15 protein-coding genes and 1 pseudogene are annotated in these 15965 nt (G+C 66.0%); 12 read left to right on the top strand and 4 right to left on the bottom strand.

What is annotated here, in order from left to right; translation table 11 throughout:
• Nucleotides 1-9 precede the first annotated feature (9 nt).
• Entirely contained in the window at nt 10-2376 is a 2367-nt protein-coding gene (locus SOM39_RS13930) for a DNA translocase FtsK (protein WP_320458641.1), read from the bottom strand.
• A 197-nt stretch (nt 2377-2573) separates the two neighbouring features.
• Here SOM39_RS13930 and trxB point away from each other — a divergent pair, with 197 nt between their 5' ends.
• Both trxB and SOM39_RS13920 read left to right on the top strand, forming a co-directional pair.
• A complete protein-coding gene (trxB, locus tag SOM39_RS13925) occupies nt 2574-3545 on the top strand; it encodes a thioredoxin-disulfide reductase (protein ID WP_068851800.1) in 972 nt (323 codons plus the stop codon).
• A gap of 161 nt (nt 3546-3706) precedes the next feature.
• Nucleotides 3707-3859 (top strand): annotated as a pseudogene (locus tag SOM39_RS13920) (DNA-binding protein); the annotation flags it as partial.
• Nucleotides 3860-3931: 72 nt separating this feature from the next.
• Here SOM39_RS13920 and SOM39_RS13915 read toward each other — a convergent pair.
• Nucleotides 3932-5473, bottom strand: a complete 1542-nt coding sequence (locus SOM39_RS13915) for an N-acetylmuramoyl-L-alanine amidase (RefSeq protein ID WP_320458640.1) — start codon at nt 5471-5473, stop codon at nt 3932-3934.
• 197 nt (nt 5474-5670) lie between these two features.
• Between SOM39_RS13915 and SOM39_RS13910 the strand changes: the two genes are divergently transcribed.
• The 4 genes from SOM39_RS13910 (at nt 5671) to SOM39_RS13895 (ending at nt 8442) form a co-directional block, all read left to right on the top strand.
• Nucleotides 5671-6801, top strand: coding sequence for a GNAT family N-acetyltransferase (locus tag SOM39_RS13910; protein WP_320458639.1), 1131 nt, complete (start codon nt 5671-5673; stop codon nt 6799-6801).
• Nucleotides 6798-7532, top strand: coding sequence for a leucyl/phenylalanyl-tRNA--protein transferase (gene aat, locus SOM39_RS13905; protein ID WP_320458638.1), 735 nt, complete (start codon nt 6798-6800; stop codon nt 7530-7532). The genes SOM39_RS13910 and aat overlap by 4 nt, the downstream gene beginning before the upstream one ends.
• Nucleotides 7533-7631: 99 nt before the next feature.
• Nucleotides 7632-7850 (top strand): translation initiation factor IF-1, encoded by a 219-nt coding sequence (gene infA, locus SOM39_RS13900; protein WP_005409596.1) that lies wholly within the window; start codon nt 7632-7634, stop codon nt 7848-7850.
• A 217-nt stretch (nt 7851-8067) separates the two neighbouring features.
• Complete coding sequence (locus SOM39_RS13895) at nt 8068-8442, top strand: hypothetical protein (RefSeq protein ID WP_184123686.1); 375 nt, start codon at nt 8068-8070, stop codon at nt 8440-8442.
• A gap of 77 nt (nt 8443-8519) precedes the next feature.
• Here the strand turns inward: SOM39_RS13895 and clpA are convergent, their stop codons facing one another.
• Nucleotides 8520-10802, bottom strand: a complete 2283-nt coding sequence (gene clpA / locus SOM39_RS13890) for an ATP-dependent Clp protease ATP-binding subunit ClpA (protein ID WP_093536703.1) — start codon at nt 10800-10802, stop codon at nt 8520-8522.
• Between the two features lie 325 nt (nt 10803-11127).
• Complete coding sequence (gene clpS / locus SOM39_RS13885; protein ID WP_068851786.1) at nt 11128-11457, bottom strand: ATP-dependent Clp protease adapter ClpS; 330 nt, start codon at nt 11455-11457, stop codon at nt 11128-11130.
• A 94-nt stretch (nt 11458-11551) separates the two neighbouring features.
• On the opposite strand from clpS, the gene SOM39_RS13880 reads away from it, so the two are divergent.
• The 6 genes from SOM39_RS13880 to SOM39_RS13855 all read left to right on the top strand — a co-directional run bounded on the left by SOM39_RS13880 (nt 11552) and on the right by SOM39_RS13855 (nt 15847).
• On the top strand, nt 11552-12016 hold the full coding sequence (locus SOM39_RS13880; protein ID WP_068851783.1) for a hypothetical protein: 465 nt from the start codon (nt 11552-11554) through the stop codon (nt 12014-12016).
• A 1-nt stretch (nt 12017) separates the two neighbouring features.
• Nucleotides 12018-12479: an NUDIX hydrolase gene (locus tag SOM39_RS13875; protein ID WP_320458637.1), complete on the top strand. Its 462-nt coding sequence runs from the start codon at nt 12018-12020 to the stop codon at nt 12477-12479.
• A complete protein-coding gene (mnmA, locus tag SOM39_RS13870) occupies nt 12476-13615 on the top strand; it encodes a tRNA 2-thiouridine(34) synthase MnmA (protein ID WP_320458636.1) in 1140 nt (379 codons plus the stop codon). The genes SOM39_RS13875 and mnmA overlap by 4 nt, the downstream gene beginning before the upstream one ends.
• The gene (gene hflD, locus SOM39_RS13865; RefSeq protein ID WP_210132478.1) at nt 13612-14226 is read left to right on the top strand and encodes a high frequency lysogenization protein HflD; all 615 of its coding nucleotides are present in this window, start codon (nt 13612-13614) and stop codon (nt 14224-14226) included. Before mnmA ends, hflD begins: the two co-directional genes overlap by 4 nt.
• Before the next feature lie 74 nt (nt 14227-14300).
• A complete protein-coding gene (locus SOM39_RS13860; RefSeq protein WP_068851775.1) occupies nt 14301-15491 on the top strand; it encodes a methyl-accepting chemotaxis protein in 1191 nt (396 codons plus the stop codon).
• A gap of 98 nt (nt 15492-15589) precedes the next feature.
• On the top strand, nt 15590-15847 hold the full coding sequence (locus SOM39_RS13855) for a hypothetical protein (protein WP_320458635.1): 258 nt from the start codon (nt 15590-15592) through the stop codon (nt 15845-15847).
• Nucleotides 15848-15965: the final 118 nt, after the last annotated feature.

Raw genomic sequence — 15965 nt, 5'->3', positions numbered from 1 at the left:
GTTCCGGCGTTACTTCGGCGGGGGCGGCGCAAGCACGCTGCGGTCGCCGTTGTGTTCGGGTGGGCTGACCACGCCGGCCATCTCCATGGCTTCGATCAGGCGCGCGGCGCGGTTGTAGCCGATCTTGAGCCGGCGCTGCACACCGGAAATCGAGGCGCGGCGGGTTTCGGTCACGATCCGCACTGCTTCGTCGTACAGCGGATCCGATTCATCCCCTGCCGCCCCGCTGGACTCGGGCAGGCCACCGGCACCCACCACCACGCCATCGCCCATCATCTGCACTTCGTCCAGCACGCCGCTGATGTAGTCGGCCGGGCCGCTGGCCTTGAGGTGTTCGACCACGCGGTGCACTTCCTCGTCGGAAACGAACGCGCCGTGCACACGGTCAGGCAATGCGGTGCCGGGCGGCAGGTACAGCATGTCGCCGTGGCCCAGCAGCGTTTCGGCGCCGGACTGGTCCAGGATGGTGCGCGAATCGATCTTGGAGCTGACTTGGAAGCCGATGCGGGTCGGGATGTTGGCCTTGATCAGGCCGGTGATCACATCCACCGACGGACGCTGGGTGGCCAGGATCAGGTGGATGCCGGCCGCACGCGCCTTCTGTGCCAGGCGCGCGATCAGCTCTTCGACCTTCTTGCCGACGATCATCATCATGTCGGCGAATTCGTCGATGAAGATGACAATGAACGGCAGCGTCTCCAGCGGGCGCGGGGCTTCGCCCAGCTCCGGGTTCGGCTTGAACAGCGGGTCCATCAACGGCTGGCCGGCGTCTTCGGCGTCCTTGACCTTCTTGTTGAAGCCGGCCAGGTTGCGCACGCCCACCGCGCTCATCAGCTTGTAGCGCCGTTCCATTTCGGCCACGCACCAGCGCAGGCCGTTGGCGGCTTCCTTCATGTCGGTGACCACCGGCGCCAGCAGGTGCGGAATGCCCTGGTAGACACTCAGTTCGAGCATCTTCGGGTCGATCATCAACATCCGCAGGTCTTTGGGCGAGGCCTTGTACAGCAGGCTCAGCACCATGGCGTTGACCGCCACCGACTTGCCCGAGCCGGTGGTACCGGCCACCAGCAGGTGCGGCATGCGCGCCAGGTCGGCCACGGTCGGACGGCCGGCAATGTCCTTGCCCAAGGCCAGGGTCAGCGGGCTGGCCGACTTGTCGTACTCCTTGGAGCGCAGCAGTTCGGACAGGTAGATCATTTCGCGGGTGACGTTGGGGATCTCAAGACCCACCACCGACTTGCCCGGAATCACATCCACCACGCGCACCGACTTGACCGACAGGCCGCGGGCGATGTCCTTGTCCAGCGAGCTGATCTGGCTGACCTTGATGCCCGGTGCCGGCTCGATCTCGAAGCGCGTGATCACCGGGCCGGGATATGCGCCGACCACCTGCGCGTCGATGCGGAAGTCCTTGAGCTTGAACTCGATCTGGCGCGACAGGGTTTCCAGCGTCTCCTCGTCGTAGCCTTTGGGCTGCGACTTGGGATCATCCAGCAGCGCCAGCGGCGGCAGGTCCGAGCCATCGCCATTGACGCCGCGGAACATCGGAATCTGGGTTTCGCGCTTGGCGCGGTCGCTCTTTTCCAGCACCGGTTCCGGACGCGGCTCGATCTTGACCGGTTCGCGCTTGGCGCGCACCTCGGCGTCCACCTTGCGCACTTCCTGGCGCTCCTCGCGCATGGCGCGGGTCTGCTGCCACTCGGTGGCCTGCTCCTTCTTCTTGCTGAGCAGCGGCGGCAGCGCAAGCACCGCGCGGCCGATCTTCTCCATCACCACGAACCACGAAATGCCGGTGGCCAGGGTGATCGAGGCCAGCAGCAGCACCAGCACGAACAGGTTCGCGCCGAGCGCGCCGAACCCAGCACTGAGCGAATTGCCCACCAGCCGGCCGAGGATGCCGCCGGCATGGCCCACATCGCCACTGAACAGCCGCAGGTGCAGGAAGCCGGTGCCGGCAATCAGGAAGCCGACCAGGCCGACCAGCCGCAGCGCCGGGTCCAGGTCGTGCTCGCCCTTGCTCTCACGCTTGAGCCCGAACATGGCGAACCACGCCAGCGCGCCCAGCACGATCGGCAGCAGGAACGCCATGTAACCGAACAGCTGCAGCAGCACATCGGCCACCCAGGCGCCGACCCGGCCGCCCATGTTGTGGATGGGCGCCACCACGCTGCCGGTGTGCGACCAGCCCGGGTCGCTCGCCGAATAGGTGAACAGGCTGGCGACCAGATACAGCAACGCCGGGGCGATCGCGATCAGGCCGAGGTCGCGCCAGAGGCGCTGCCGACGGGGATTTTCGACCGGCGCCGCAGCCGCAGCACGGCGCGACGCCGCTTTGCCGTCGGGAGACTTGGATCGTTCCGGGACCTGTTTCGCCACCTTAGACCAGACCTTGGGAATGCACTGTTAGTGCTTGATAATAAACGACTGACGGCACGCCAACCACCACCGGCTGGGTTGCGCCGTTCCACCGCTCGCCTTGAATCGGGCGACCCCTGCCGCCACTCTATGACCTGTCTTCGACGCCGGGCAATCTTTCCCCAGCGCCCCGCCCCATCATCTCTTTGCGAGTCTACATGAGCAATTCCAAGCCTTCCCGCCACCAGAAGCTCGTCATCCTCGGTTCCGGCCCGGCCGGCTGGACGGCAGCGGTCTACGCCGCCCGCGCCAACCTGAACCCGGTGGTGATCACCGGCCTGCAGCAGGGCGGCCAGCTCATGACCACCACCGAAGTGGACAACTGGCCGGGCGACGCCCACGGCCTGATGGGCCCGGACCTGATGGCGCGCATGCAGGCCCACGCCGAGCGCTTCGAGACCGAAGTGATCTTCGACCACATCCACACCGCCGATGTGACCCAGCGCCCGTTCAAGCTGATCGGCGACAGCGCCGAGTACACCTGCGACGCGCTGATCATCGCCACCGGCGCCACCGCCAAGTACCTGGGCATTCCCACCGAAGAGGCCTTCAAGGGCCGCGGCGTGTCGGCCTGCGCCACCTGCGACGGCTTCTTCTACCGTGACCAGGACGTGGTCGTGGTCGGCGGCGGCAACACCGCCGTGGAAGAGGCGCTGTACCTGTCCAACATCGCCCGCAAGGTCTACCTGGTCCACCGCCGCGACACCCTCAAGGCGGAAAAGATCATGCAGGACAAGCTGTTCGCCAAGGTCGCCTCGGGCAAGATCGAGACCGTGTGGCACCACCAGGTGGACGAAGTGCTGGGTAACGAAGCAGGCGTCACCGGCGTGCGCGTGAAGTCCACCCTGGACGGCAGCACCCGCGACATCGACGCCCACGGCTTCTTCGTGGCCATCGGCCACCACCCGAACACCAGCCTGTTCGAAGGCCAGCTGACCATGAACAACGGTTACCTGGACATCCGCTCGGGCCTGGGCGGCAACGCCACCCAGACCTCGGTGGAAGGCGTGTTCGCCGCCGGCGACGTGGCCGACCAGCACTACCGCCAGGCCATCACCTCGGCCGGCTTCGGCTGCATGGCCGCGCTGGACGCTGAGCGCTACCTGGATGCCAAGGGCGAGCTGAGCTGATCGGCGGCGCCTGAAGCACCCCAGGAAGGCCGGCGCCCAGCGCCGGCCTTCTTCGTTTCTGGTCATACGCAACTGTTTGCAATGCTCGCCACACGACCTTACGGCTACGCTGGACAGGTGAAGCATCGGCGCATCGAGAAGCGCCTCGGAGCCAGGCAGCTGTGACAGAGAAGATCAATACACAAGCGTTCGACGTAGCAGATCATCTTCGCACCCCCGAAGAAATGGCGGCCTATCTGGATGCCTGCATCCTTGAGAGTGACGGCGACCCTGCGTTCATCACCAAGGCGCTCGCGGACATTGCCCGCGCCCAAGACTAAGTCACGCTTGTTCTGCGAAAGCCGGCGCACCGCGCCGACCTTCTGCATGTCAATGGAACTGCCAAATCAACTGCTGCTCTCGCATGTCATCCAGTGCTCGACGGGGCCGGAAGTGACGCCGTCGGCATCGCGCATGACCGTGCTCCAGTTGACCATGCCGTAGCCGCTCCCTTCGCAGGACATCTGCACCTTGATGGGTGAGGCAGACGCCTCCGTAATCGTCTTCACTTCCGCCCTGCAGGCGCCCGGCTGGGTGCAGTAGACAGGCGTGAAGGTGAGGGTTACCGGGAACTGTGGATGGCCGTCGAAACGAACGCTGGTCTCTGCCGCCCCATTCGCAGGAACAGTAACGCGATCAATCTTTGACAGGGCCAGCGGCGTACAGTCCTTGCCATCACGGAACAGACGGTGGCCCTTCTCAACCCCCTTCATCGAAGCCGCACGGAACACCGGGTCCAATAGTGCCGCCGCATCTTCCGGATGCGTATGGAACGCCGTCTCGACGATGATGGAGGGCATGGTGGCCAGACGGTTTTCGCCCTTATCCTCGGAATGAGGCGCAGGCGCTACGACGAACGACTCGTAGCCGGGAGTACTTTGAATCAGTTCTTTCATTGCACATAGAACGCTCGCTCCCAGCGCTGCATCTGAGGGACGCCCGGGCTGGACGATGACACGGGCACCCCTTGCCGTACCGTGATCATCTGCATTGCTGTGCAGGTGGATGGCGAATTCTGCACCCAGATGATTGGCAAGCAGTGGTCGAGTGTTGATGTCCTCTTTGTACTCGCGATCACTTGCAGCACTCCCTTCATGGGTATTCCATATCTCAGGATTGCCCGGGTACTGCGCCGCGACCGAATAGCGCGCAGCCATCCGCCACCACTCCTGCCCACTCTCCGGGTGAGTCCCCGTCCCATCTTGGACGCGAGGCCGGATCACAGGCATCTGAGAGCGAAGTTCGATGACGCTTTTCAGCTCAGCGGCATAGGTGGGCGTCAGCATGCCCTCCATCACGCCGTTATGGGGGTCTCGTTGCGTCTTCCATGCTCGGTCCTTATGGTCGAAGTAGTATCCATGCCCTGCCGCCACGAATGCCACGCCAGACCCCGCGACCTGCCCCGATCGCTCTCGTCCCTGCTTTTCACGGCGGATGCGCTCCCCGGCCTTTCGAGCCGCATCATCCTCCTCCTTGACCTCTGGAAAATAGTGGTAGACGTCGAATCCACCGTAAAGGTATTTGACCTGCGAAACATGCAGGAATCGCTCGGTGACTGACAACAGCGCGTTGTTGATGATGCTGCGTTGATCTTCAAATGCAGGGCCGTAGTCCTGCGGGATGAAACCGCGATCCAGGTTCACGGTGATGACCTTTTGCGAAAGATCCACCGACGCACTGACATGCCTGCTTCTCGCCTGCCCCTCAAGCAGCTCTATACGCCCCACCAGATCGCTGGCTGCACGCGTGAGGAGCATATCCAGCTCCATATTGCTTTCTGGCGCCAAGACCTCAACTGCATGAAGCGGGGTCGGGGCGAAGCCGCAACACGCGCCGACGGCAAGCATTGAAGCGGAGAAGAGACGGTTGAGGCCACTGCACTTGATCACGACGAAGCTCCTGAGTCGACTGAGATTCGCGCCAACAGTTCGGCGCGACTTGAAATCTCCTCCCTTCATGGCCGCACGAACGCGCGCCAACGCACGCTTCCCGGCGTTTACTGAACGACTTTCTTATCGGTTACCGCAAGCCGATCAACGCCGCCTAAAACACCCCGTTTTCCATCTGCCTGCCCTATCCTTCAGCCATGCCCGATATACGCTTCCTTCATCGCCTCACCGACCTGCCCGCCGCCGACTGGGATGCGCTGCACGACGGCCGCAACCCGTTCGTCAGCTACGCGTTCCTGCAGGGGCTGGAGGAACACGGCTGCCTGCGTGCGGAATGGGGCTGGCGGCCATGCCACTTCACCCTGTGGGAGAGCGGCCAGCTGATCGGGGCGGTACCGGGTTACCTGAAGGACAACTCGCATGGCGAGTTCGTGTTCGATCACGCCTGGGCCAATGCCTATGCCCGCCACGGGCTGGCGTACTTCCCGAAGTGGCTGGGCGCGGTGCCGTATTCGCCGGTGAGCGGGCCGCGCCTGCTGGCGAAGGATGCGGAAACCGCTCGCACGCTGGTGGAAACCCTGCGCGCGGAAGTCGCCCGCATGGGCTGGTCGTCGGCGCACGTGAACTTCCACCTGGCCGAAGACGACGCCGCGTTCGGCCCCGACTGGCTGCTGCGCGAGGACATCCAGTTCCAGTGGCACAACCCGGGCGACTGGACCGACTTCAGCAGCTTCCTGGCCGCGATGGACCACAAGCACCGCAAGAACATCCGCCAGGAGCGCGCCAAGCTGGCCCGCACCGGGGTGAACTACCGGATCGTGCACGGCGATGAAGCCACCGACGCCGACCTGCAGGCCATGCACGACTTCTACCTGCAGACCTTCAGTGAGTACGGCAACTCGCCGGCACTGACCCTGCCCTTCCTGCAGCACCTGGCCACGGCAATGCCGCGACAGCTGGTGATCTTCCTGGCCATGCTGGAGGGCCAGCCGATCGCCGGCGCGCTGTGCCTGCGCGGTGGCGACACCCTGTACGGGCGCTACTGGGGTGGCGCCACCCTGCCCGGCCTGCACTTTGAAACCTGCTACTACCAGGGTATCGAGTACTGCCTGCGCGAAGGGCTCACCCGTTTCGAGCCCGGCGCGCAGGGTGAGCACAAGCTGGCGCGTGGGTTCCTGCCACATGCGGTGCGCAGCCGGCACTGGCTGGCCGAGCCCGCGTTCGCCGCCGCCCTTGCAGGCTGGTGCGCGCAGGAGCGCGAGGAAGTGCAGCGCTATGCGCAGCTGCTGGCCGAGCACACCCCATTCAAGGCCATCGAGTCCCCATGACCCGGCACCTGCCCTGGCGACTGGACAACCGGCCGGACGCCCCCTTCCCGCCGGCCGAAACCGCGCTGCGCGATCCCGATGGCCTGCTGGCACTGGGCGGCGACCTCTCGCCGGCGCGCCTGCTCAATGCCTACGCCGGCGGCATCTTTCCGTGGTTCTCGCAGGGCCAGCCGCTGCTGTGGTGGTCGCCGGACCCGCGCATGGTGTTCCGCACCGAGGGCGTCCACCTGTCCTCGCGCTTCCGCCGCAGCCTGCGCGCCAGCAGCTGGATGCTGCGTGCCGATACCCGCTTCCGGGAGGTGATCGAGGCCTGCGCGGCCAGCCCGCGCCCCGGGCAGGACGGGACCTGGATTACCCGGGACATGATCGAGGCCTATGTGGCGCTGCATGCCCTCGGCTTCGCCCATTCGATCGAGGTGCTGGACGGCGACCGGCTGGTGGGCGGGATCTACGGGGTGGCCATCGGCCGGATGTTCTTCGGCGAAAGCATGTTCAGCGCGGCCAGCGGCGGCTCCAAGGTGGCGCTGGCCGGGTTGGCCCACCGGCTGTCGTCGTGGGGGTGGCCATTGATCGATGCACAGGTGGAAAACGACCACCTGCTGCGGATGGGCGCCGAACATTGGCCGCGGGAGCGGTTCCTGGGGGTGGTGCGGGAGCAGGTGCAGGCCGCAGCGCCGCCCGGGGGTTGGACGGAGCGGTTTGGCGACGTTTCCGCCACATCATTGGCCTGAGGCGGACGGTTAACGCAATCTTTGCATCCCGGGGGAGATGCGCGTAAAATGCCCGCTCTTAAGGCCAGCTCGGCCGTTTATAGAACTGCACAGGACTACATGTCGAAAGACGACTCCATCGAGTTCGAAGGCACCGTCAGCGAGACGCTGCCGAACACCACTTTCCGCGTTCGACTGGAAAACGGGCATGAAATCATCGCCCACATCTCCGGCCGCATGCGCAAGAACTACATCCGCATCCTGACGGGCGACCGTGTCAAGGTTGAAATGACGCCCTACGACCTGACCAAGGGTCGCATCACCTACCGCATGAAGTAAGCGGCAGGGCGGCTTCTCCGGAAGACGCGATCAAAGGCCGGCCCTGCGCTGGCCTTTTTGCGTGGGCGCCATTCAGCTGTGCCCACCGTGCCGGCAGTCACCCTGCCCCACGGCACCCTGACATCAGTCAGCCTGCCTTGATGCAGATTCGCCACCGGCCGAACGCAGGCACTGTGGTCTACGGTCCACTCCGGATCGTGACCCACTGGCCCCCGCCATGAAGACCCTGATCGCGCTTTGCCTGTTGGTTGTTTCCAGCGTAGCCGCTACGGCATCGGCGCAGACTGCGCCAGCTGCCGCCACCCCGGCGGCCTCCGATTGCATCACCCTGTCCAGCGACCAGCAGCTGGTCCGCAAGGGCGCCGATCGCAGCATCCTGCTGCGCAACGGCACCGATCACTACATCGTCCATTTCCAGAACAGCTGCAGCCAGGCCAGCTTCTCGCGAAAGCTCGAGTTTGCCACCCCCAGCAACGAGGGCCAGCTGTGCGGGGCACGCGCCAGCAAGCTGCGCACCGACACCGGCAGCTGCGATGTCGCCCGGCTTGAGCCGATCAGCGCAGAGGCGTTCGCATCCCGCGCCAAGCGCTGAGCGGGACCCAACAAAAACGCCCCATCCGGGGCGTTTTTGCGTTCAATGAGCCACGGCCAACGGTCGTGGCCTGCCGGTCATTCGACCGTTGCCGGCAGCAGCCGCTCCGGCTCGGCCTGCGCTTCGACGAACAGCTCGTCGTCGCGCACGTCGATGCTGACGCGGCCGCCATTGACCAGCTTGCCGAACAGCAGCTCGTCGGCCAGCGGGCGCTTGACCTTGTCCTGGATCACCCGCGCCATCGGGCGGGCACCCATCAGCGGGTCGAAGCCGTGGCGGGCCAGCCAGTCGCGCGCGGTCGGGGTGGCCGACAGGCTGACGTGCTTTTCCTGCAGCAGCATTTCCAGCTCGATCAGGAACTTGTCCACCACGCGCAGGATGTGCTCGAAGCCCAGCGGCTGGAACTGCACCACCGCATCGAGGCGGTTGCGGAATTCCGGCGTGAAGCTCTTGCGGATGATCTCCATCGCGTCGGTGGCGTGGTCCTGCCGGGTGAAGCCGATCGACCGCCGCGAGGCCTGCGCCGCGCCGGCGTTGGTGGTCATCACCAGCACCACGTTCTTGAAGTTGGCTTCGCGCCCGTTGGTGTCGGTGAGCACGCCACGGTCCATGACCTGCAGCAGGATGTTGAAGATGTCCGGGTGGGCCTTTTCCACCTCGTCCAGCAACAGCACGCAGTGCGGGGTCTTGACGATCTTTTCGGTGAGCAGGCCACCCTGGTCGAAGCCGACGTAGCCCGGGGGCGCACCGATCAGGCGGCTGATCGAATGCGGCTCCATGTACTCGCTCATGTCAAAGCGCACCAGCTCGATGCCCAGCTGCAGGGCCAGCTGCTTGGTCACCTCGGTCTTGCCCACGCCGGTGGGGCCGGCGAACAGGAAGTTGCCGATCGGCTTTTCCGGATTGGCCAGGCCCGAACGGGCCAGCTTGATCGCCGAGGACAGGGTCTCGATGGCCGGGTCCTGGCCGAAGATCACCATCTTCAGGTTGCGCTCCAGGTGCTGCAGCACGTCCTTGTCGGTGGCGCTGACCTGCTTGGCCGGAATGCGCGCCATCTTGGCCACGATCGTTTCAATTTCCTCGATGTCGATCAGCTCCTTGCGCTCGCCCTCGGGCAGCAGGCGCTGGCGGGCACCGGCTTCGTCGATTACGTCGATGGCCTTGTCCGGCAGCAGGCGGTCGCCGATGTGCTTCACCGACAGGTCCACCGCCGCCTGCAGCGCGTCATCGGCATAGGTCACGCCGTGGTGCGCCTCGTACTTGGGCTTGAGGCCCTGCAGGATCTCGTAGGTTTCGCCCACGGTCGGCTCGACGATGTCGATCTTCTGGAAGCGACGGGCCAGCGCACGGTCCTTCTCGAAGATGCCGCGGTATTCCTGGAAGGTGGTGGAGCCGATGCAGCGCAGCTCACCGGAGGCCAGCGCCGGCTTGATCAGGTTGGAGGCGTCCATGGTGCCGCCCGACGCCGACCCGGCACCGATGATGGTGTGGATCTCGTCGATGAACAGTACGGCGTTGGGCATCTTCTTCAGTGCGGTCAGCACGCCCTTCAGGCGCTTTTCGAAATCGCCGCGGTACTTGGTGCCGGCCACCAGCGCGCCCAGATCGAGCGAATAGATCACCGCATCGGCCAGCACGTCGGGCACCGTACCTTCCACGATGCGCTTGGCCAGGCCTTCGGCAATGGCGGTCTTGCCCACGCCGGCCTCGCCCACGTAGAGCGGGTTGTTCTTGCGGCGGCGGCACAGCACCTGGATGGTGCGCTCGATTTCGTCGCGGCGGCCGACCAGCGGGTCGATCCGGCCGTTGCGCGCCGCTTCGTTGAGGTTGCTGGCGAACTCGGCCAGGGCATCGCCCTTGCCTTCGCCATCGCCACCCTCGGCGCGCCCTTCGGCGTCCGACGACGGCGGCACTTCGCCCTCCTCGCCCAGCTTGGCGATGCCATGGGAGAGGTAATTGACGATATCCAGCCGGGTCACGTCCTGCTGGTTGAGGTAATACACCGCATGGGAGTCCTTTTCGCCGAAGATCGCCACCAGCACGTTGGCGCCGGTGACCTCCTTCTTGCCCGAGGACTGCACGTGGTACACGGCCCGCTGCAGCACGCGCTGGAAGCCCAGGGTGGGCTGGGTGTCGCGGCCGTCATCTTCGGCCAGGCGCGAGACGGAGGCTTCGATGGCCTGCTCCAGCTCCTGGCGCAGGCGGTCGGCGTCGGCCCCGCATGCCTTGAGCACGGCCTGGGCGGACGGGTTGTCGAGCAGTGCCAGCAGCAGGTGTTCCACCGTCATGAACTCATGGCGGGCCTCACGGGCGCGCTTGTAGCACTGACCGATGGTGTGTTCGAGGTCTTTACTGAACATGTTCTACTCCGGCGGCAGTTGAGAACAATATGCGGCCTACCTGCACAATTTCCATCACCCTACTGGATCGGTGCGTTCAGATGGCGTTATCACTCGCGCGATCATGCCCCAGACACCGCCAGCATTGGCTGCCGACCCGTGATGGCGACGTCATCCACCCATTGCAAGGCGCCCCGCCCCTTGGCGGCCCCCGGCGCTCTTTCCCTCATGGACGGGCATGGGGCCCGGAAACGGCCATGCGTGGGCCGGCCAACGGCCGGCGCTACGAATCGTGATGGGCCCATTGGGGCCTGGATCAATCAACCGGGGCGGCGGGAACGCCTTGTTATCCGGCTTTTTCCATCGTGCACAGCAGCGGATGCTGGTTCATGCGCGAGAACTCATTGACCTGGGCCACCTTCGATTCGGCGACCTCGCGGGTGAACACACCGCACACGCCACGGCCACGGGTGTGCACGTTGAGCATCACCTGGGTGGCTTTTTCCAGATCCATCGAGAAGAAGTGCTGCAGCACGGTCACCACGAAGTCCATCGGGGTGTAGTCGTCGTTCAGCAGCATCACCTGGTAGAACGGCGGCGGCGCGACCTCGGGGCGGGCTGGCTCCAGCGCTACGCCGTGGTCGTGGTGGGGTTCTTGGGAAGGCTCGCGGGGCATCCGGACATTATAGACGCCGCACCGGCCGGATTGGACGTTGGCCCCCTGCCCCCGTCACAATCCACTCATGGATACATACTTTCACAGGGATTTCATGAAAAGGATCGCCACCGCGCTGCTGCTGACCGCCACCGTGTTCGGGGCCCAGGCCGCAACGCCCGACAAGGCCGTCGGCCGCGTACTGGACACGCTGAAGTACCCCTACGAGGTCGACGAGGACGGCGACTACAAGCTGGTGTTCGACGTCGAAGGCGACCGCACCCAGCTGGTGTTCGTGCGCTCGGCCGTGGAAGAGTACGGCAAGCACCGCATCCGCGAGATCTGGTCGCCGGGCTACAACGCGCCGGGCAAGCAGTTCTCCGCCGCGGTGGCCAACCGCCTGCTGGAAGACTCCCAGGACGCCAAGCTGGGCGGCTGGGTGAAGCAGGAGCAGCTGGCCATGTTCGTGGTGAAGGTGGATGCCAACGCCAGCGCGGACGCCCTGAGCGAGGCCATCGAGGCGGCGATGAACACCGCCGATGCGATGGAACTTGAACTGACTGGAACGGACGAATACTGACGTGAACGAAGTGCAGGACCTGCGCTGGGCGCCGCACGTGACCGTGGCCACCGTGGTGGTGCGGGACGGGCGCCTGTTGCTGGTGGAAGAAGCCATCGACGGCCGTGCGGTGCTCAACCAGCCGGCCGGGCACCTGGAGCCGGGCGAGAGCCTGGCCGCCGCCGCCGTGCGCGAGACCCTGGAAGAATCGGGCTGGACGGTGCGGCTGACCGCCTTCATCGGCACTTACCAGTGGACCGCGCCCGACGGCACGCCGTTCCTGCGCTTCGCCTACGCGGCCGAGCCGATCTCGCATGACCCGGCCCGACCGCTGGACACCGGCATCCTGCGCGCGCTGTGGCTGGACCCGGCCGAGCTGCTGGCCGAGCCCTCGCGGCTGCGCAGTCCGCTGGTCTGGCAGGTCGTTGCCGACTTCCTGGCGGGCCAGCGCCACCCGCTGTCGATCGTGAAGGAGGTTGCATGAGCACCCCGCGCATCATGGTCGGCGTTTCCGGCGGCGTGGATTCGTCCGTGGCCGCCTGGCGGCTGGTCCAGCAGGGCGAGCCGGTGGCCGGGCTGTTCATGCAGAACTGGGCCGACGACGGCAGCGGCGATTGCCGCGCCGAAGACGACCGCCGCGATGCGGTCGCCGTGTGCGGCCTGCTCGACATTCCGTTCCACTTCCGCGACTTCTCCAGCGAATACTGGCAGGGCGTGTTCGAACACTTCCTGGCCGAATACGCGGCCGGGCGCACCCCCAACCCGGACGTGCTGTGCAACCGCGAAGTGAAGTTCAAGCACTTCCTGGACGCGGCCCGCGAGCTGGGCGCCGAACGCATCGCCACCGGCCACTACGCCCGCGTGGCCCAGGTGGGCGGGCGCTGGGCACTGCTGCGCGGTGCCGACCGCAGCAAGGACCAGAGCTACTTCCTGCACCAGCTGGGCCAGGCCCAGCTGGCCGCCACCCTGTTCCCGATCGGCGACCTGCAGAAGAACGACCTGCGCCGCATTGCCCGCGATGCGCGCCTGCCGACCCACGCCAAGAAGGACTCCACCGGCATCTGCTTCATCGGCGAGCGGGACTTCCGCGAATTCCTGGGCCGTTACCTGCCGGCGCGTACCGGTGAGATCCAGGACCCGGACGGCAACCGCATCGCGGAGCACCCCGGGGTGTTCTATTTCACCCTGGGCCAGCGCGAGGGCCTGAACATCGGCGGCGTGCGGGGCCGCCCGGCGGCCCCGTGGTACGTGGTGGGCAAGGACGTGGCCAGCAACGTGCTGTACGTGGACCAGGACCGCGAAAGCCCGTGGCTGCAGTCGACCCGCCTGCATTCGGAAACTGCCCACTGGATCGCCGGCGCACCGCCTGCGCGCGAATTCGAGTGCACCGCGCAGACCCGCTACCGCCAACCGGACGAGCCCTGCACGGTGCGGGTGCGCGGCGATGGCAGCGTGGATGTGCGTTTCGCGCGGCCACAGCGTGCCGTCACCCCCGGGCAATCCCTGGTGTTGTATGACGACGAGGTCTGCCTGGGTGGCGCGGTGATCGCCGCCACCGATGCGCCGCTGGAGCAGCGCCTGCGCACCGCCCCTTCCCCCTTCGAGGTATCTGCTGCATGAGTTTTTCCATCGACGACCGCGTCCTTGCCCTGGCTGGCATCGCCCAGGCGCTGCAGCAGGTGCGCCGCATCGCCGAAACCGGCCATTCCGAGGCCAGCGTGGTCCGCACCGCCATCGACAGCGTGTTCCGGATCGACGCTGACAGCCCGCAGGCCATCTATGGCAGCGCCGCCAACCTGGCCCCGGGCCTGCGCCTGCTGCACAACTATTTCCGCAACCAGGGCCAGGACGAGATCCTGCCGCGGTTGGCATTGGCCGTGCTGCAGCTGGAGCGCCGCTTCGTGCGCGAGAACGCCGTGGTCGAGCAGGTCAGCCAGGGCATCGCCCGTGCCCAGCGCCAGGCCGCCGAGCTGAACGACAGTGCCCACCCGGACGTGCTGTCCAGCCTGGGCGGACTGTATGCCGACACCATCAGTCACCTCAAACCGCGGGTGATGGTCCAGGGCAACCCGCACTACCTGGGCCAGGCCGGGGTGGTGGCCGAGATCCGCGCACTGCTGCTGGCGGCGGTGCGTTCGGCGGTGCTGTGGCGCCAGACCGGCGGCCAGTACTGGGATTTCCTGATCTCGCGCAAGGCGATGATCGACGCTGTGGACCGTCAGCTTCGATAAAAAATGGTGCACGGCGGCTAAAGCAAACGGGGGTACGGCCGATACATCATCCGTGCACCTCCCCGAGAACGTCCATGTACTCACGCCTCTTCACTAGTCTGGCCGCCCCCCTGGTCCTGACCCTGCTGCTTCCCTTCGCCATCGGCTTTGAATGGCCGGCCGCCCTGCGCTGGGCGATCCTGACCACGATGACGCTCAGCTGGCTGGGGTTCGCGTGGTGGACCGCCCGCGCCCAGACCCAGCGCTCGCCCGAGCATGCCCGCATGATGCGGGAACAGGACCAGCTGCTGACCGAGCTGCGCTCGTTCGTCGGCAACGAAATCGACGGTTCGCGTGGCGAAATCGAACGCGCCCGTGACCTGATCCGCCAGGCCGTGGCCGGCCTGGGTGGCAGCTTCGATGCCATGAACCGCAAGTCCCGCCAGCAGAGCCAGGCACTGGCCCGGATCGTCGACCGCGCCGGTGAAGACGGCGGCGCCGGCGTCGACGTGGCCCGTTTCGCCCAGCACGCCAGCCACCGCATGGAACAGCTGGTGGAAGCGCTGGAACAGGTCAGCGGCCAGAGCAGCAACACCGTGCAGCACATCGACCAGATGGCGCAGCACCTGGATGGCATCTTCGCGCTGCTGGAAGACGTCAAGTCGATCGCCGACCAGACCAACCTGCTGGCGCTGAACGCGGCCATCGAAGCAGCCCGTGCCGGTGAAGCCGGTCGCGGCTTCGCAGTGGTGGCCGACGAGGTACGCAACCTCTCCGAGCGTTCCACCACCTTCAACGAGCAGATCCGCAAGCTGGCGCACAGCTCCAAGGACGCCATCGCCAAGGTCCGCGAGACGGTGTCCAACATGGCCTCGCGGGACATGGACCGCTCCCGCGAAGCGCGTCACGAAGCGGCGGCCATGCTCGACAACGTGGCGCAGATCAACGCGTCGCTGGGCGAAGGCATGCGCGAGATCTCCGAGTGCGGCCGTGCCATCGACAGCAGCGTGGCCGAAGCCGTGCGCGCCCTGCAGTTCGAGGACATCGCCACCCAGGCCCTGGGCGGCGTGCACACCCACCTGGACCGCCTGACCTCGATCAACCGTGAAGCGGTCGGCCTGCAGGAACTGCTGCACCGTAACGGCGGCGTGTTCGATGCCGAAGTGGCCACCGCGCTGCAGCGTACCGGCAACCGCCTGCGCGAAATGCGCAGCGAATGGGAACGCCCGCCGCACAAGCCGGTGAGCCAGCAGAGCATGGCAGCCGGTGCGGTCGAACTGTTCTGACCTGCCATTCGTGCCCGCAACGGCATTCCACGAGGGCCCCGGCATTGCCGGGGCTTTCGTGCGTGTAGCACCCTGACCCATCTGCTGAAGACTGCCGCATGCTGTTGAACGCCGCCCCCTCTCAATTGATTCCTGCCGGTAACGGCGCGTCGCCCGACGCTGCGGGCGACGTCATCCCCCCTGCTCCGCCGCCCGCGGCACCGAAGAGCGGGCGTGCGCTGTTGGCGGCGCTGGAACAGCAGGCGCAACGGGAGCTGGCGGGAATGTTGGCGACGGCACCGGCGGCAGCGCCGCTGGATCCCGCATTGGCGGGATTGGCGTGGGACCTGGGATTGAGCGGAGACAGGGTTGGTTGATACGGGTCCCGATGGGCCCGTGACAATCCGTGGATCGGAATCAACCCACCACAGGCTCGTCAACGGTCATGGACACGACGGTATCGGGATCATCAACGGGCACCGGACACCGGTAGCG

This window comes from Stenotrophomonas sp. CFBP8994 (genome assembly GCF_034044835.1).
Taxonomy (GTDB): domain Bacteria; phylum Pseudomonadota; class Gammaproteobacteria; order Xanthomonadales; family Xanthomonadaceae; genus Stenotrophomonas; species Stenotrophomonas rhizophila_A.
This window is presented reverse-complemented; position numbering and strand designations above follow the sequence as displayed.